The organism is Thalassotalea marina (assembly GCF_014656435.1).
Classification (GTDB): Bacteria; Pseudomonadota; Gammaproteobacteria; order Enterobacterales; family Alteromonadaceae; genus Thalassotalea_C; species Thalassotalea_C marina.
In genome coordinates this window covers 715213-732630 of record NZ_BNCK01000001.1, presented here as the reverse complement: position 1 = coordinate 732630, position 17418 = coordinate 715213, and the positions used below count along the sequence as shown (strand labels likewise).

The 17418-nt window shown below is 39.6% G+C and carries 20 protein-coding genes and 1 other RNA gene; 6 read left to right on the top strand and 15 right to left on the bottom strand.

Features of this window, described 5'->3' with window-relative positions:
• Positions 1 to 178 precede the first annotated feature (178 nt).
• From dnaJ to grpE, 3 genes are all read right to left on the bottom strand, one after another.
• The gene (dnaJ, locus tag IE199_RS03320; protein WP_189767276.1) at positions 179 to 1321 is read right to left on the bottom strand and encodes a molecular chaperone DnaJ; all 1143 of its coding nucleotides are present in this window, start codon (positions 1319 to 1321) and stop codon (positions 179 to 181) included.
• A gap of 199 nt (positions 1322 to 1520) precedes the next feature.
• Positions 1521 to 3452, bottom strand: coding sequence for a molecular chaperone DnaK (gene dnaK, locus IE199_RS03315; protein WP_189767275.1), 1932 nt, complete (start codon positions 3450 to 3452; stop codon positions 1521 to 1523).
• A gap of 184 nt (positions 3453 to 3636) precedes the next feature.
• A complete protein-coding gene (grpE, locus tag IE199_RS03310; protein WP_189767274.1) occupies positions 3637 to 4257 on the bottom strand; it encodes a nucleotide exchange factor GrpE in 621 nt (206 codons plus the stop codon).
• A 173-nt stretch (positions 4258 to 4430) separates the two neighbouring features.
• On the opposite strand from grpE, the gene nadK reads away from it, so the two are divergent.
• From nadK to IE199_RS03295, 3 genes are all read left to right on the top strand, one after another.
• A complete protein-coding gene (gene nadK / locus IE199_RS03305) occupies positions 4431 to 5315 on the top strand; it encodes an NAD(+) kinase (protein ID WP_189767273.1) in 885 nt (294 codons plus the stop codon).
• A gap of 110 nt (positions 5316 to 5425) precedes the next feature.
• The gene (gene recN / locus IE199_RS03300; protein ID WP_189767272.1) at positions 5426 to 7090 is read left to right on the top strand and encodes a DNA repair protein RecN; all 1665 of its coding nucleotides are present in this window, start codon (positions 5426 to 5428) and stop codon (positions 7088 to 7090) included.
• Positions 7091 to 7263: 173 nt separating this feature from the next.
• Positions 7264 to 7614 carry an outer membrane protein assembly factor BamE gene (locus IE199_RS03295; RefSeq protein ID WP_189767271.1) on the top strand — a complete coding sequence of 117 codons (351 nt, stop codon included), beginning with the start codon at positions 7264 to 7266 and terminating at the stop codon, positions 7612 to 7614.
• A 54-nt stretch (positions 7615 to 7668) separates the two neighbouring features.
• Here the strand turns inward: IE199_RS03295 and IE199_RS03290 are convergent, their stop codons facing one another.
• Positions 7669 to 8046 carry an RnfH family protein gene (locus IE199_RS03290; protein ID WP_229854504.1) on the bottom strand — a complete coding sequence of 126 codons (378 nt, stop codon included), beginning with the start codon at positions 8044 to 8046 and terminating at the stop codon, positions 7669 to 7671.
• A 3-nt stretch (positions 8047 to 8049) separates the two neighbouring features.
• A complete protein-coding gene (locus tag IE199_RS03285) occupies positions 8050 to 8484 on the bottom strand; it encodes an SRPBCC family protein (protein ID WP_189767270.1) in 435 nt (144 codons plus the stop codon).
• 109 nt (positions 8485 to 8593) lie between these two features.
• Here IE199_RS03285 and smpB point away from each other — a divergent pair, with 109 nt between their 5' ends.
• On the top strand, positions 8594 to 9082 hold the full coding sequence (gene smpB / locus IE199_RS03280; RefSeq protein ID WP_189767269.1) for an SsrA-binding protein SmpB: 489 nt from the start codon (positions 8594 to 8596) through the stop codon (positions 9080 to 9082).
• 88 nt (positions 9083 to 9170) lie between these two features.
• Positions 9171 to 9521: a transfer-messenger RNA gene (gene ssrA / locus IE199_RS03275) on the top strand.
• Positions 9522 to 9593: 72 nt separating this feature from the next.
• Here the strand turns inward: ssrA and IE199_RS03270 are convergent.
• The 4 genes from IE199_RS03270 to IE199_RS03255 all read right to left on the bottom strand — a co-directional run bounded on the left by IE199_RS03270 (position 9594) and on the right by IE199_RS03255 (position 11931).
• The gene (locus IE199_RS03270; protein WP_189767268.1) at positions 9594 to 10064 is read right to left on the bottom strand and encodes a hypothetical protein; all 471 of its coding nucleotides are present in this window, start codon (positions 10062 to 10064) and stop codon (positions 9594 to 9596) included.
• Between the two features lie 187 nt (positions 10065 to 10251).
• Positions 10252 to 10464, bottom strand: coding sequence for a DUF3955 domain-containing protein (locus IE199_RS03265; protein ID WP_189767267.1), 213 nt, complete (start codon positions 10462 to 10464; stop codon positions 10252 to 10254).
• Between the two features lie 30 nt (positions 10465 to 10494).
• Entirely contained in the window at positions 10495 to 10962 is a 468-nt protein-coding gene (locus tag IE199_RS03260) for a hypothetical protein (RefSeq protein ID WP_189767266.1), read from the bottom strand.
• Between the two features lie 3 nt (positions 10963 to 10965).
• Positions 10966 to 11931, bottom strand: coding sequence for a hypothetical protein (locus IE199_RS03255; protein ID WP_189767265.1), 966 nt, complete (start codon positions 11929 to 11931; stop codon positions 10966 to 10968).
• Positions 11932 to 12052: 121 nt separating this feature from the next.
• On the opposite strand from IE199_RS03255, the gene IE199_RS03250 reads away from it, so the two are divergent.
• Positions 12053 to 12349: a ribosome modulation factor gene (locus IE199_RS03250; RefSeq protein WP_189767264.1), complete on the top strand. Its 297-nt coding sequence runs from the start codon at positions 12053 to 12055 to the stop codon at positions 12347 to 12349.
• 24 nt (positions 12350 to 12373) lie between these two features.
• Here the strand turns inward: IE199_RS03250 and IE199_RS03245 are convergent, their stop codons facing one another.
• From IE199_RS03245 to IE199_RS03220, 6 genes are all read right to left on the bottom strand, one after another.
• The gene (locus tag IE199_RS03245; protein WP_189767263.1) at positions 12374 to 13195 is read right to left on the bottom strand and encodes a phosphotransferase; all 822 of its coding nucleotides are present in this window, start codon (positions 13193 to 13195) and stop codon (positions 12374 to 12376) included.
• Positions 13179 to 13808: a nicotinamide riboside transporter PnuC gene (pnuC, locus tag IE199_RS03240; RefSeq protein WP_189767262.1), complete on the bottom strand. Its 630-nt coding sequence runs from the start codon at positions 13806 to 13808 to the stop codon at positions 13179 to 13181. Before pnuC ends, IE199_RS03245 begins: the two co-directional genes overlap by 17 nt.
• A gap of 9 nt (positions 13809 to 13817) precedes the next feature.
• Positions 13818 to 14072 carry a YkoF family thiamine/hydroxymethylpyrimidine-binding protein gene (locus IE199_RS03235; protein ID WP_189767261.1) on the bottom strand — a complete coding sequence of 85 codons (255 nt, stop codon included), beginning with the start codon at positions 14070 to 14072 and terminating at the stop codon, positions 13818 to 13820.
• A gap of 46 nt (positions 14073 to 14118) precedes the next feature.
• The gene (locus IE199_RS03230; protein ID WP_189767260.1) at positions 14119 to 16236 is read right to left on the bottom strand and encodes a TonB-dependent receptor; all 2118 of its coding nucleotides are present in this window, start codon (positions 16234 to 16236) and stop codon (positions 14119 to 14121) included.
• 194 nt (positions 16237 to 16430) lie between these two features.
• A complete protein-coding gene (locus IE199_RS03225) occupies positions 16431 to 16937 on the bottom strand; it encodes a GGDEF domain-containing protein (RefSeq protein WP_268245315.1) in 507 nt (168 codons plus the stop codon).
• Positions 16922 to 17308 (bottom strand): hypothetical protein, encoded by a 387-nt coding sequence (locus IE199_RS03220; protein ID WP_189767258.1) that lies wholly within the window; start codon positions 17306 to 17308, stop codon positions 16922 to 16924. Before IE199_RS03220 ends, IE199_RS03225 begins: the two co-directional genes overlap by 16 nt.
• Positions 17309 to 17418 lie beyond the last annotated feature (110 nt).

The window sequence follows — 17418 nt, the reverse complement described above, 5'->3', positions numbered from 1 at the left end:
GTATTGAATTCTATATACGGCATGTGCCGAAAAGTTAACTTCCATCCCTATAGAATACAGGCAAAGGAGTCATTCATCCACGGGCATGCCCGTGGTGTTCTGGTTGCTACGCAACCCCTAAGATAAAAAACCCCGCATTACTGCAGGGTTTTTGTTTAAACGAATTTCAGCTTTTGAATTAAGACTTTAAGTCATCAAAAAATTTCTTAACGCTATCAAAAAAGCCCGTCTCTTTTGGACTATGCTTTTTTGAGCTTGAGCTCATTTTTGATTCTAGTTGACGCAATAGCTCAACTTGATCTCCAGTAAGGTTGACTGGTGTTTCGACAACAACCTTACACATCAAATCACCCACACTGTGACTGCGTACTGATTTAACACCCTTACCACGCAAACGGAACATTTTGCCTGTTTGAGTCTCTTTAGGTACTTTAAGTTTTACCTTACCTTCAAGCGTAGGTACTTCAATTTCTCCACCTAGCGCCGCTGTAGCAAAACTTATTGGCATTTCACAGAACAAGTTATTTTCGTCACGAACAAAAATTGGATGGTCTTTTACATGTACCTGTACGTATAAATCGCCTGCTGGTGCACCTTGCTCACCGGCTTCACCTTCACCAGTAAGACGAATGCGATCGCCCGTATCAACACCTGCTGGAATTTTTGCGTTAAGTGTTTTGGTTTTTTGTACACGACCTTGACCATGACACGCATTACACGGATCAGAAATAACCTGACCTTTGCCGCTACATGTTGGACAAGTTTGTTGTACCGCAAACATGCCTTGGCGCATTTGTACTTGACCGTGCCCATGACACGTACCACATGTTTTAGGCTGTGTACCTTTTTTAGCACCAGAGCCTTCACAAGTACCGCAGTGCACATAGGTAGGCACTTTAATTTCAACCGACTTGCCTTTTACAGCATCTTCTAGTGTCAATTCTAAGTTATAGCGTAGATCGCTACCGCGACGAGCTCGTTGGCCACCACCGCCACGACGACCACCGCCAAAAATGTCACCAAAAACGTCACCAAATATATCGCCAAAGTCAGCACCGCCGCCAAAGCCGCCGCCACCGCCGCCCATACCACCTTGTTCAAATGCAGCATGGCCATACTGATCATAAGCAGCACGCTTTTGATCGTTAACTAGCACTTCATAGGCTTCTTTAATTTGCTTAAAGGTTTCTTCTTTCTCTTTATCGCCTTGAGTACGATCAGGGTGATACTTCATCGCAAGGCGCTTGTATGCCTTTTTAATGTCACGTTCAGACGCGTCTCTAGCAACGCCTAGCGTTTCATAATAATCTTTCTTTGACATAGCCTATTCTTTCTTTTTACTACTAATTTCGAAAATTAATTTATTTATTGGCTGTTAAAACCATTAAACAAATTATTTCTTGATTTATGTGCTTTTAGAACACAATAAAGCGTCGGTGACGACGCTTTATTCACATACTCAAGATAAAGTTTTAAGTAATCTGGTTTAAGAGCCGCCTACTAGCGGCTCTGGGACACAATTACTTGTCGTCTTTAACTTCTTCAAATTCTGCATCGACTACGTCGTCAGCAGCGTTTGAGCCAGCATTTTGTGCTTGACCAGCGTCAGCACCTGGTTGCGCACCATTTTGTTGTGCTTTAGCTTGAGCAATTTCCATTAGCTTGTGAGAAGCTTCGATAACCGCTTGTGATTTAGCATCGATTTCTTCTTTGCTGTCACCTTTGATTGCCGTTTCAAGCTCAGCTAATGCCGCTTCAATTTTCTCTTTGTCTTCAGCAGGTAAATCATCACCAGCTTCAGTGATTTGAGTACGCGTAGCGTGTACCATGCCATCAGCTTGGTTACGTGCAGTCACTAACTCTTCAAATTTAGCGTCAGCGTCAGCATTTGCTTCAGCATCACGTACCATTTGCTCTACTTCATCGTCTGATAAACCTGAAGAAGCCTTGATAGTGATCTTTTGCTCTTTACCTGTATTTTTGTCTTTAGCAGACACATGTAAAATACCGTCAGCATCAATATCGAAAGTCACTTCGATTTGTGGCATACCACGTGGAGCTGGGTCAATACCTTCTAAGTTGAACTGACCAAGAGACTTGTTAGCAGACGCTTGTTTACGCTCACCTTGAATCACGTGAACAGTTACTGCAGCTTGGTTATCTTCAGCTGTAGAGAAAGTTTGTGATTGCTTTGTTGGGATAGTTGTATTCTTGTCGATAACTTTAGTCATCACGCCACCCATTGTCTCAATACCTAGAGATAATGGCGTTACGTCTAGAAGTAATACGTCAGTTACGTCACCCGCTAAAACACCCGCTTGTACTGCAGCACCTGAAGCAACTGCTTCATCAGGGTTAACATCTTTACGCGGCTCTTTACCGAAGAAATCTGTTACTGTTTTTTGCACAAGTGGCATACGTGTTTGACCACCTACTAAAATAACATCAGTAATGTCAGACGTTGATAAGTCTGCATCAGCTAGTGCTGTTTTTAGTGGTTCTAACGTTGCTTTAACCATGTCTTCAACTAAAGACTCTAACTTAGCACGAGTCACTTTGATGTTCATGTGCTTAGGACCTGAAGCATCAGCTGTGATGTATGGTAAGTTAACATCTGTTTGTTGGGCAGAAGAAAGTTCACACTTCGCTTTTTCAGCTGCTTCTTTTAAGCGCTGCATCGCAAGAGGATCTTTTGTTAAATCCATGCCTTGGTCTTTTTTGAACTCTTCTACTAAGTAGTTGATTAAACGGTTATCGAAATCTTCACCACCTAAGTGAGTATCACCATTGGTTGCAAGAACTTCGAACGTGTGCTCGCCTTCAACTTCGTCAATTTCAATGATTGAAATATCGAAAGTACCACCACCTAAGTCATATACCGCAACAACTTTGTCGCCTTTAGACTTGTCCATGCCGTACGCAAGAGCAGCGGCTGTTGGCTCGTTGATAATACGTTTAACTTCTAAACCAGCAATACGACCAGCGTCTTTAGTTGCTTGACGTTGTGAATCGTTAAAGTATGCAGGTACAGTGATTACCGCTTCAGTTACTTTTTCACCTAAGTAATCTTCAGCTGTTTTCTTCATTTTCTTCAATACTTCAGCAGAAACTTGTGGTGGCGCCATTTTTTCGCCTTTAGCTTCTACCCAAGCATCGCCATTATCGGCTTTAACAATACCAAATGGCATAATGCCGATATCGCGTTGTACTTCTTTGTCTTCAAAACGACGACCAATTAAACGCTTAATCGCGAAAAGTGTGTTTTGAGGATTAGTTACCGCTTGACGCTTTGCTGGTTGACCAACAAGTGTTTCACCGTCTTGTGTATATGCGATAATTGAAGGAGTTGTGCGATCGCCTTCCGCATTTTCAATAACACGTACTTTGTCGCCGTCAAGAACAGCTACACATGAGTTAGTTGTCCCTAGGTCAATACCAATAATTTTGCCCATCTTAAGGATCTCCAAATTCTTTCATTACAATTTATTACTTTGTTGATCCAATTAGTGGGGGCTGCAAAATCGATTTCAACTGTAAAAAATGAAAAAAGTAAAAAAATATTAAAAAATTTGTGGGTATTAATGAAAAAACCGAGCACAAAGCTCGGTTTTACACGTTAAATTGTGTTCTTTTAAGTTAAGCTTGAGTATCTACCACAGGCTTAGCTTTAGACACCATCACCATCGCAGGACGAACTAAACGGCCGTTCAGTTCATAACCTTTTTGCATCACAGCGATAACGGTATTAGGTTCTACACCTTCAATTTCTTGCATCGACATAGCTTGATGATGTTCTGGGTTAAACGGTTGGTCTTGTGGGTCAATCGCTTTAACATCAAATTTTTCAAGTGTGCTTAAAAAGCTTTGTAATGTTAGCTCTACACCTTCAAGCATCGCTTTGTGTTCATCATTTTCTTTATCAAATGCTGCGATAGCGCGCTCAAGGTTATCAACAACAGGCAACAACTCACCAACAAACTTTTCTAAAGCAAACTTACGCGCTTTATCTACGTCTTGTGCACTGCGGCGACGCACGTTATCAACTTCTGCTTTAGCACGGATTACAGAATCTTTTTGATCTGCAACCGTTGCCTGCGCAGCTGCTAACGCTAACTCCAGTTCGTTAATCTTTTCTTGCTCTGCACTGATAACTTCATGTGCGTGTTCATGCTGCTCTTCCACTTGGGCTTCAGCTTCGTTAATTATTTCTGCAGCTAATTCTTCAGCTGACTTATTTTGATTTGCTTCGTTCGACATGAAGAAACTCCAGGATATCTCATTCTAACGGGGTAACTATAGACAATGTTGCTAATTATGGGGATTGAATCGTTTGATTCAAGCAAAATGTGCAATAAAGTTAAATTAGTTATCTTTACAAGGGGGCAAAATACAGCGAAACTTTCGGTATTCCAAGGAGATGTTTAAACCTAATGACAAAACAGTTATATAAAACCGTCGGGCTTATTGGTAAACCAAAACACCAAGGAGCAAAAGCAACTATCGAAACCTTGCTTGAGTATCTCAATCAGCGGGGATATCAAGTGTTGATTGAAAGTTCTGTCGCCACCTCAATAGAAGGTGGGCAATTTGAATCTCGCTCATTAGTCGCAATAGGCGAACAAGCAGACTTAGCGATAGTTGTTGGCGGCGACGGCTATATGCTTGGCGCTGCTCGCGTTTTATCTTGTTATAACATTGGTGTTATTGGGGTAAACCGCGGTAATTTGGGGTTTTTAACGGATCTGTCTCCAGACAACTTAATAGAGCCTTTGGAAAAAATTCTCGAAGGTGAATCGCGCTCTGAACAGCGTTTTATTATTGAAGCTGAAGTGTACCGTCATGGAAAACTAAAAAGCTCAAACAGCGCAGTAAATGAAGCGGTACTTCACGCCGGTAAAGTCGCCAGCATGATTGAGTTTGAAGTATACATTGACGGAAGTTTTATGTTTTCTCAGCGCTCTGATGGTTTGATAGTTTCTACGCCTACAGGGTCAACCGCTTATTCTATGTCGGCAGGTGGACCGATTATGACACCAAACCTAAACGCCCTATCTTTAGTGCCGATGTTTCCTCACACACTAACCAGTAGGCCGATAGTGGTAGACGGTGATAGCGAAATCAAAATGGTTTTAGCAAACGAAAACTATGAGAACTTACAAGTTAGTTGTGACGGCCATGTCATCTTAGCTGTTATGCCAGGTGATGAAGTTATTATTCGCAAGTCAAAAAATACACTGAGGTTAATTCATCCAATTGATCACAGCTATTTTAACGTACTGCGCCAAAAACTAAGTTGGGGCAACAAACTTTATTAATATTTTCAATTACTAAACATTAACTGTTTAAATATTAATAAAGATAGCTTGCACAAAATCAAATTACTGTATAAATTAACACCTATATATTTAAACAGTATTATTTAATCATGTTATTGCAGCTAACTATTCGACATTTTGCCATCGTAAAATCATTGGATATCGACTGGCGTTTGGGCATGACCACCATCACAGGTGAAACAGGTGCTGGTAAATCAATTGCAATTGATGCCTTAGGTTTATGTTTAGGTGAACGGGCAACAACTAATGTTGTTCGTCCAGGCTATAAACAGGCAGAACTGACCGCTAGTTTTGATGTGGAAAAAAACAAACTCGCTAAAAGTTGGCTAAAAAAGCATGACTTTAATACTGACGATATCTGCATATTGCGCCGTATTATCTCTGCTGAAGGCAGATCTAGGTCTTACATTAATGGCACACCTGTTCCACTAACCCAGTTAAAAGAAATAGGACAGTTGCTTATTAACATTCACGGGCAACATGATCATCAGCTTATTACTAAATCTTCAACACAGCGTGCTATGTTGGACGATTACAGTAATCACCAGCACTTGTTAGATGACGTTAAATTTCATTACCAACAATTTCAACACTTGTCACATGAACTTCAACAACTACAAGAAGCACAATCACAGCGAAGTGCTGAGCAGCAGCTACTCGCTTATCAAGTGAAAGAATTAGACGAATTTAACTTAGCAGAAGATGAGTTTAATCAGCTCGAAGCTGACTATAAAAAATTTAGTAACTACCAACATATTCTTGATAATTCGTTACGCTCTGTAGAGTTATTATCAGAGAATGATGAGTTCACTATTACCGGAGCGCTGCGCACAGTACTTGACCTAACCGCTGAATTAGCCGAGGTTGATACCAACTTAGCGCCACTAGTTGAGCAACTAAATGATGCGCTTATTCAAACAGAAGACGTTAGTCATGAGCTTCGCGCCTATGCCGAGCGACTTGAACTTGACCCTCAGCAATACCAGTTGATAGAAGACAGGTACTCAACCGCAATTCAATTAGCGAAAAAACATCAAGTTGCGCCAGAGGATTTAGCAAATTTCCATTTGTCTTTGCAGCAGCAAATTCAAAACTTTCACTCTGACGAATCTAGACTTTCAGGCATACATCAAGAAATAGAGTTAGCCAAAACTAATTATCTAGATGCTGCGAAAGTATTAAGTGAATCGAGACACCACTTTGCTACAAAATTAAGTACCTCAATCACTAAAAGTATGCGTGAACTTAATATGGAACACGGGCAGTTTAACATTGACGTTTCTACAGATTACGCCAGCAAAATGACAACTTTTGGTTGTGATGATATTTGTTTTAAAGTCAGTTTAAACCCAGGACAAGAGCTAGGAGTAATGAGTAAAGTCGCCTCAGGTGGTGAACTTTCACGAATTAGCCTTGCTATGCAAGTGATTTTGTCGAATAAAGTAACAACACCTTCATTAATATTTGACGAGGTCGATGTTGGTATTAGTGGTCCAACTGCCGCCAAAGTTGGTGCAAAACTAAAACAGCTTGCTAAGAATACCCAAGTAATTTGTGTGACCCACCTACCTCAAGTTGCGTCTAAAGGTGATCAACAATTGTTTGTTAGCAAAATTACTGATGGCGAACATACTGAAACCAGTGTGACGGAACTAAGTGATAAAGCAAGAGTCAAAGAAATCGCTAGATTACTTGCAGGTGATAAAGTGACAGATTCGAGTTTAGCCAATGCACAGGAATTATTGGCCGGCTAATAACTTGTCCTAGTGATTACATTGCGCTTTATAATCAAGTAAAGTAAATGACAAACGACTAACACTTCACTTTCAAATGCAAGGAATAGTGTTAGTCTACTAAAAAAACTTTGTATAAAAGCAAATGCTTGGTTATTATCCTCACTCTTTAAAAAAGGTTAGTTATATAAGTCATGTTGTATCGTGTTATTCCATTAATTGCAGTTTTAACCCTGTCCGCTTGTACTGGCTGGATATATCGTATTGATATCCCACAAGGGAACTTTCTAGAGCAAAAAGACATAGACAAACTACAAATAGGCATGACCAAAGAACAGGTAAAGTTTGTATTAGGAACACCTGTTGTTACTGACGCCTTTAATGATGATGTTTGGCATTACGTATACCGTTTTAAATCGGGTAGAGATGAAGCCTTTAACAAAGAAAAAGTCTTCGTGGTAAGCTTTCAAGAAAATAAACTAACCAAAGCCGAAGGTGATTTTGAATTACCTGAAAGTTTCTATAATCCTATCGTAAATGACTAAATTATGTTTCGGTCACTCAGTTAAAAAAAAGCAGCTTTTTAGCTGCTTTTTTATTTAAGATTTTGTATCACCGCGTAGTGGATTAACTCTGCCGCCAGTCACTTTATCAGCGCGCCCTTCTTCTTTGGCTTTGTCAGCCCGGCGTTTTCTGACTTCTTTTGGATCGGCAATTAAAGGACGATAAATTTCAATACGATCCATGTCTTGTACAATATCGTTCAATTTAGCGGCTCTATTCCAGATACCTACTTTATTTTCTTTTAAATCAATTTCTTTAAATACCGTTAACATACCTGAAAGTTCAATAGTTTGCTCCACCGTAGAGCCTTGAGGTACGCTAAGTGATAACAGCTCTTGGCGAGTAGGTGTGCCATAAACCACTTCTACTTGAATATCAGAGTGTTGTTCTAACTCTTGCACGTTGTTATCCAATGGTTATGCTCCATAAACTTGTTTTGCACGTTGAGTAAATGCCTGCACCATATTATTGGCGATACCATTAAAAACTCGACCAAACGCTAAATCAAATACTTTACTTGAAAACTCATAATCTAATTGCAAACTAACTTTACACGCCTCGTCAGATAACGGTGTAAGTAGCCACTTACCCGTTAAATATTTAAACGGGCCATCGATTAATGACATATTTACTTCTTGATTAGTCACTAGCGTGTTTTCTGTGGTAAACCACTTTTTTAATCCGCCTTTTGACACTAATAACGAAGCGGTAACTTTATTATTATCACTGGAAATAATTTTGCTATCACCACAATCGGGTAAAAACTCGGGATAAGCGAGTATATCGTTAATTAACTGAAACATTTGCTCTGCATTAAACATGACTAATGCATTACGACTAATACTTGGCATTGAACCCCCTACTCATCAGCCCCATATAATATCAAAGGCTTGGGCAAAAGACATTATTGTTAAAAAATCGATTTCAATCATTGCAACTCTGCGTATAATGAGCACCGTTATGGGAAAGAAAAAATCAAAACAATCAAATAGCAACACCATTGCGCTAAATAAAAAAGCACGCCACAACTATACTTTATCTGACAAATTTGAAGCGGGAATGAGCCTTCAAGGTTGGGAGATCAAAAGTATTCGGAGTGGCAAAGTGAACATTTCAGATTGTTATGTCATGCTTAAAGATGGTGAAGCTTACTTGGTAGGTTCAGAAATACTACCACTAAATGCAGCGTCTACTCACGTTGTATGCGATCCAGTGCGTTCTAGAAAGTTATTACTTAATAGACGAGAACTCGATCGACTTATCGGCTCAGTAGAACGTGACGGTTTTTCATTAATTGCCACGGCAATGTATTGGAAACAATGTTGGGTAAAACTAGAATTTTACCTCGGTAAAGGTAAAAAGACTCACGATAAGCGTGCAGATATTAAAGATCGCGAATGGCAAATTGACAAAGGCCGTTTGATGAAAAACAAAAATCTGAATAAATAACGCACAATCAATTGGTTAAAAAATACCACGTTGTTTATTTAAGTAAATCGCAGTAAAATGCGTACTTGAGATTTATCTCAACAACTTTGGGGCGGATTTAGGATTCGACGGGATTCGCGAAACCCAAGGTGCATGCCCAGGGGCGGTTGGCCTGGTAAAAAGCCGCAAAACTATAGTTGCAAACGACGAAACGTTCGCACTAGCAGCTTAATGCTAGCCATCCCCACGAAGTTTTACCTTTAGACTTGTGGAGCGATGGTCATACTATAAAGGTTAGCGAGGGAACCTTGTCTGAGGGTGAACCGCAAAACAGTATCAGACTCACCAGAAAGAAGCCTGTCGTTCGGCGTCTAACTGGTTAAACAAAAGATCGACTAAGCATGTAGTACCGAGGATGTAGGTTTTTCGGACGGGGGTTCAACTCCCCCCCGCTCCACCAAATTCCAAAATAGAAAAGACGCTTTAAAGCGTCTTTTTTGTGTCTGAAATTTACCCTTAATTGATAACACTACTATATATCAACGACCTTTTTTATAGCATTTACTTCTGCAAGCACTATTTCCATTACCTGTTTAATATCCTTGCGGTAATGTCGAAGTAAAAGACTTGTCGTGGGCATATGCGTTGCCGCTGGGGATTTAGCTTCAACAATAGGTGTATAATAAAAGTTAAGTTCGTCATTAACGCTAATATAACCTGTTGTGCTGTTTTTGCTTGTATCGGCAATTTGTTGAAGGACTACTTTCGCCGCCATCTGCGCAGTAGGAGCTTTCCTCACGCGCTTAATATATTCACTGAATTTACCTGACTTATTAGGTAATAATTGAATTGAGCTTGTATCGATAAGCCAATGACCATCTTTAGCAATATAGGCGGTCGCATTTTCATGCTTGATGGGTTTAAGCCAATCAAATGACTGTGCAATTGATGAAACAGAATTAAACAACATTAACATCAGTAAAAGCTTCATTGCACTTTTCATAATAACATCCCTATTTTGTTTTAATCAGCTCTAGACATTAAATGACGCAAGATTAACATCCGTGAAGGTCTAGTAACATCCAACACTTTACCCTTATTTGTCAACATCATGTTATCACAACTCATTGCTATTCCTTTGTTCATCACCCCAACGATTTAGCCGTGTTAATAAGAATATTGAAACTTTGTTAAGTGTTTTTAATAAACTCTTTAAAGAAGGTCACTAGACCACTGACCGCAGCTAACACTAGGCATAACCAAAATAGAGGGATAAGGGCAAATGGCTCAACAAGCATGCCATTTTCATCAATATAAGAGCCTTGCAGTTGATAACTCACCAAACATATTAAGCTTATGATCAACAAAGCGATGCTTAATTTATAGGTCGTGATGAACTTCATTTATCCTCCAAACGCCGTAATTTATAATGACTATAAGCTTCTTTTTTTCAGCAGTTGTTTCACTTGCTCAACGCCCTGTTTACCCATTTGTTGATACTGTTCAGGGGTATGGGCGGGTAAGGCTTTACTTGAATCAAACCATTTATGCTCTGGTACTTTTTGTAATTCTTCTTTTTCGCCTAGTACCACTTGGATAAATTCAGGGATGCTAGGAGCAAACGCACCACCATGCAGTGAAAAGTACTTTATGGCGTTATTAATTTTTTGCTCATCAATTTTGTCGCGCACTAAAAATAAGGCTCGGGTTAATTCAGCTTTGTACAAATTGGTTTTTTCTTGGCTGCGATTACCTGTGTATTGGTAAATACCTTCAAAGCGCTTAGTGATGTTATTCACCAAATTAACCACTTGCTCAGTCACCACAGCTTTGTTTTGCTGTGTTGGGTGTTGTCCTACTTGCGCCTGAACATTAGACGATAATTCACGTAAACTTTTCATGTATTAACCCTCTAAATCTAAACCATCAGCCCAACTGGTGTCGTCAAAGTTCACTTGAGGTTTGGCTGTGCTTCCGCCGGTAAAGTAAGCTTTGTTTTCATTGGAAATCCAAGTATTTAAATAACTATTAAAACCGATTTCCACTTGAGAATAATGCTTTAATGGGATCTCTTGTTCAAATGCTTTGTTGATAAAAGAATCCCACACTTGCACTATCGGAGTACGCAAGGTCGAAGTGTTCACATTATTAACCAGCTGCATGTCTGGCTTACCTTTGAGCGAAAGCCATTTTTCCACCAGTTTCTTACGTTCTTGCTCTTTGCGCTGAACCGTTTGGTTGTATCGATAGTTTCCTTGTTTAAAACCAATCATCACTTTGCGAGCATAGGCCTTAAAACGTTTACGCGCGATATCCATGGTGGGTACACGTTCGCCGTCTGAGTCCATTTTGGCCGCGAAGGTTTGCCAAATATCCATGTAGAAATCACGATCATAACCATTGGAAGCAATAAGGCTTGCCACTTCTTGTTCAATAGCAGCAGGCAAAATATCTTCCCAGCAAAACTGTTTTTTCGCCGCAGGTTGTGCCTGTTGCCTCGCTTGGCTCATATCGATAATCGGTACATCAGATTCTGTTTGATTAGTGTGCGGTAAAACACTAACTTTGCCGATTTCAGGCATTGAGTACCAAACAGAGTTTTTAGATTTTTGCGAAGAAAATTCTTTCTTTTGCACAAAACCTTTTTCCACTAATCGATACAGCAACCTTTTCAGTTTTCCCTTTTCAATATAAGGAAACAGCTCTTCAAGGCTGGTGGTTGACAGCTCAATCCAATATTTGTCTTCAATAAAGTTGGTGTCTAACTTTTTATATACATCCAATATTGATCGAAACTGAAACAAAATAGCCGCAGCTTCAACGCCTAACTCTTTTGCCTCTTCAATATTGAATTGATGGAACTGTGTCATAAAACTACTAACCGTATAACCTGAAACTGTTTTGCAATGCTGTGGCAAATTATCACATAGTTAAACAATATTTGATATTATTCGTTACCGACATTTTTAGCGAAATCAACGTACCTTTTAAATGAGCTATAACCTAAATACACCAGAGACTTTTGATAACGGCGACGATGATTCTATTCACAGCGCCTACAACGCCGGTTTTAGAGCGGGTAAAAATAACAAACCTGCTGCTTGCCCTGAACAATATGGCGTTCAGGAACAGTCTTGGTTAAAAGGTTGGCAAGATGGTGATGAAGTCAGATATGAGCAACAAAAGGTATTTGATAAAAGAGCAGATACCAGTGCCAACGAAGGCGTGGCAAAAATTTTGCGCCAGCTGCTAGCTAACGCAAAAAACAACAAACAAAATAAAAATTAGCATACTGCTAACAAGGCTATACACTTAGTTGTCAGATTGTTTGGCTAAATTGAGTTTAGGTGAAATAAGCTGCGTCAACACCTGCTTTGCTAAGCGAGGTTGCTGATGTTCGATATACCAAAAATAACACAAAAAATCATAAGCTAACTGGAAGCAATTTAGCTTTTTAACTGCCAGCTCATTAGTTATTGTTAGCTTACAATGAGCTAAATAATAGGTTAACAATCGAGCTTTATCTTCAGTACCTAGCAGTAAACTTGAGCTAACCGACGCTAAATCAAAAAACACATCATTGTTCCCAGAGTATTCAAAGTCGATTAACTTCACTTCGTTATCACACTGCAACATGTTGTCTAACACCAAGTCGTTGTGACAAAAACCAAGGTGTTTATCAAAAGCACTTAATTTGGCCTTTAGCACCTCAATGACAGGCCTGTGTATAGCAAACTCAGCCAAACCTTGATATTGATTAAACTTTTGCTGAAAGTCCATGCATGCACTGTTGTGTTTAATTTGGTGTAGTCGGCTAAGCAGTTCACCGATTGCAGGAAGTTGCTCAGCGGTGCACGGCGTCTTAGACGGCCAATATTGTGACAATTGCAAACCTTTAGCAGGCTCAGTTGCTAACACTTCAGGAGTAATAGCCAATTCATGCAGTTTAGGTTGAATCGCTATTTGTGATGTTATTAGCGGCTGATGGGCAAATTTAAGCACGTATTGTTGCCCATTTGCGGACACTAAATAGTTATCGCTAGAAAACCCTTGTGCCAGCAGTGTCATACTGCTAGCACTAAGGTTAACGTTTAACACGTCCAGTGCTTTTTGAATATCAGTGAGTGTGCGCAAGCTGATATTGCCCTTGGTAATGATTTCGCCAAGTAAAATAGCCCGCTACCGCAAGACCAGTATATATAATGAAAAGCACCACCGTAGGGTAATAACCTTTGGCTAAAAATAGATAAATGGATACTGCATCGATCACCACCCAATACAGCCAATTTTCAAGTACTTTTTTCGCCACTAAATAGGTTGTTACCACGGCAAAACAACTGGTTGCTGTATCTAGATAAGGGAAATCAGCATGGGTATAGTTATCCATCACATAACCTAATATCAAGGACACCAATGCTGTTACGCCTACTATCGTCAGGTGTTTCGACATCGACCAAGACGTGATAGGCAAGGATTGGTTTTCATTTGTTGATACGCTAGTGTTTTTCCAACAATAAAAGCCATAAAACGCCATCAATAAATAGTAAAAGTTTAACGCTGACTCCATCAACAAAGCACCATTCCAAAAAAGCACCATGTAAATTAGCGTATTAAAAAAAGCGCAAGGCCAAGCCCATAAACTTTCTTTCATGGCAAATACGATGTAACCAACGCCAAAAAGCACCGCTAAATATTCCCAATAACTCATCGCGGTAAAGCCAGCCAAAGCTTGTGATACAAACTCCATAACGCTGCCTTATTGATTTGGCGACAAATTGCCACCAATAAACTTACAAACAAATATCGATTTGCCGTAAGTTTGATGTGAGCGTTTAATTTCTTCACTTAGCACTTTCATTACCGTGTCATGGTCGCCAAAAAGTTGTGTCGACATGGTGTTGGTGATGACTTCTATTCCCTGGTGTTGATTTAATCGTTCAATAAAATCTTTGATATATGGGATGTAATCTTGGTGCAGTGGATATTTACTAATTTCGACAGATAATTGCATATTAATATCTCATTTAAAGAGCGCGGCAAGCCGCGCCCTCGGTTAGTTAAAATGAATAATTCATGTTAAGGCCAAACATACGTGGTTCAGCAAACTGAAGGTAAGTATGCGGCGCATAATAATCACGAGGATCATTCCCAAAGCGGAAGCCTCTTGTGGCGTAGTCACGTTCAAAGGCGTTTCTGATCCAAAGCGTAAATTCAACATCGTTAATTTGATAATTGACGTTAGCGTTCACTAAATTAACGTGCTCTGCTTTTTCATCGTGGCTATCGGAGAAAAAGTATTCGTCTTTACCTTCAACGCTAACACTCAGCGACAGCGCGTTATTAACACTGTAACGTACTTGTGTTGAATAGGTATAACGTGGTGCTTGTGCCTGATCACGGCCGTTTTGACTTTGTCCATCAGCGTTAACATAGTCTTCAATTTTAGTGTCTAACCAGCCAAGTGCCGTTTGCCATGATAAGTTGTCAGTCACTTGATAACTAACTTCTAGTTCTACGCCATAATTAACGCCACTTGCAGCATTGCCTATATACCCGACAAAGGTTGGCTCTTTGTCGTCACCCGCAGGGTACTCTTTGTATGATTTGAGCTGCATATCGTCACGGTGCATGTAAAATGCGGCAAGTCTATAAGCAATATTTTGCTCTGGTATCAAACCTTTAATGCCCAGTTCAGTGCTTAACAAATATTCAGATTCAAACAAGTCGTTTTGTTCAAAAAAGCTCTGCTCCACACCATCTTCTTTAGCTTTTGCTAACGCTTCACCATTAATGCCACCAACGGTATAACCGCGTGTCATACTGGCATAAGTCATGGTGTGATCATTTAATTGGTATTCTAACGCAAGTTTTGCACCCAGCATGGTATCGTCGGTCGACTTCACATAACCATTGTTATCGATATAATCAATTTGATAATTTTCTAGTCGAGCACCTGCTATTAGCGTTAACTTGTCGTTAAGTGTAAATTCTTTTTGACCATAAATGGCTACATTTTCAATTTGATAATTAGAACTAAAATCTTGGTCAAGGCCGGTATATTGGCGGAATAAATCTTCTTCTTTGCTTTGGTAATAAACACCAGTGACCCAGCTTTTATCTTTGCTAGACAATACTAACTCAGCACTATTGTCAGTGCGCTCTCGTTCGTATTCGTCAAAATAACTAAAGCCCCAATCATGTAAGCCCGCTTCACAAAGCTTAGCTTGCTTGGGGTCATTACACACCCAGTCGACATCAAAGCTGTAAAGAGAATCTGCGTTAAGTGAAGTTAACGTTAAAGCAATATCAACATTTGATAATCCGGTATAAGTATTTTTCCAAGCAAAGGCAAAACTTTCTTGAATATCTTCACCAGGTTGGTCGGCTATGCTAGTTCGAGAATTGTCTAAGGTAAAACCATCATAGCCATTATCGATGTTAATGTAGTGGCCTGTCAGCTGACTTTGCCAATTGTTAGATAATTGACTGCTCAGTTTAAATCGCAGCAGCTGCTCGTCTTGATCTTGTGTTTCAGTGTTTAAGTAGGCATTGTCAACAGATCCATCAGACTTCGCTTGATAAGCACTAACTCTAAAAGCAGTATCTGTTGTTATGTCTTTGCCAAAAGCAACACCGGCCTGCCAACTGTCATAATTTCCAACGCCTAAAAGCAATTTATTTGATGTATCACTACCCGCTTCGTTAGTTTTGATGTGGATCATGCCTGCTAACGCATCGGCACCAAATCGGGTGCCTTGTGGACCACGATAAATTTCGGCTTGTTGCGTATCAAACAACAAGGATGAACCGCCTAAGCCCGAATAATTAATGCCATCGATAACCATACCAACTGGTGGGTTTACTGGATCGACAAACTGCGAGCGTAAGCCAATACCACGAATTTGTACAAAGCGGCCACGAGAAGCGCCAGCAGTATAATTAACATTCGCGGCTGAATTTAATAAGTTTTCTAGATGAACCGCATTGCGTTCACTGATATTTTTTTCATCAAATACCTGAACACTGCTACTAATTTGTTGAATGGTTTGTTGTTTAAAGTCCCCTGTGACTTCGATACGTTCAATATCGACTGTATCAGTAGCGTGAGAAAAAAGAGATAGACCACTCAGAGCACATATAAGTGCGGTGGAAATTTGCGAGCATTTAAAGTTCATAAAATTAACCTAAAAAAGGCTTCAAATACTTAACGAGAGTTAACCATTAAAACCAATCTAATTATATTTAAAAGATGAGAGTTATTTGCATTTGGAATTTTAACTGATATTGGTTAGTAAATGCGACCTAAGTCGCCATTTTTATGAAACTTTTACCGTTAATTGTTCGGGAATGACCTGTAATTTAAAAATGACTAGGTTGAATCTTCACGAGGAACCTTGCGATACTTCTTAGGAAATGCCCGTATTGTTTGCTCCTCACGTGTTGTTTTGTCTCGATACATCATAATGTCAGCTTCATGCAAGCCGTGGTCTGGTGTTTCATCAGGCAACAATTGGTGATGTCCAAAACTGACGCCCACTTTAAATTCTGATAACCCCATAGCCAACTCTTGCCGCAAAGTAATGAGCTCATTTTCGTTAAATTGCAAATGATACAATGCTATAAACTCGTCTCCACCTAAGCGGTACGAATTTTCAATGCCAAACTTTTGTTGTAAATTTGTCGCGAACTGTTTGAGCAGCTTATCACCTATCACATGGCCATGTTGATCATTTGCTGCTTTGAATTTGTCTAAATCACAATAAAGAATGGTAATTGCATCTGCCCTCTGTTTTTCTAAGCGTTTAAACAGTGCCTTTCGATTGGGTAACCCCGTCAACTCATCATGAAAAGCTGCGTGCTCTAGCTTCTTTTGCAGCTTGTTTTTTGTTGAATTTCAAATCTTAGTTGGATGATAAACTTCTTTTTCTCCTGGATTACCCGAAACATTGACAAGCCAATTAGAAAAAAACCACCATTTTTAAAAATGGTGTCTAATGTATCAAATACTCTGGTACCAGGAATGGGCAAATGCTCTACAAAATCAAAAAATAGTCCCAGAATATAAAGCAAGAAACCAGCAGATATAAATCGTAAACGCATGAAGCAATATAAGTAATTAAACAAGCAGATAGCGCCCAGTAGCCATAGTAGCTCTTCCAGTATTTCTACCGTCAAAAGTCCGCTTTGCTCAAGTATGCCAAAAGCGAGAATGCCAACAATAAACGTTAATAAAAAAATTGCTTTCATAAAAACCATCTATGTTCACTTAATGTACAGTATGGTCATGAAATAGAACTTATCAAAAAATCAACGCAACATAATTGTTAATCAGCAATTTTGTCTTCTAGCTATAAAGC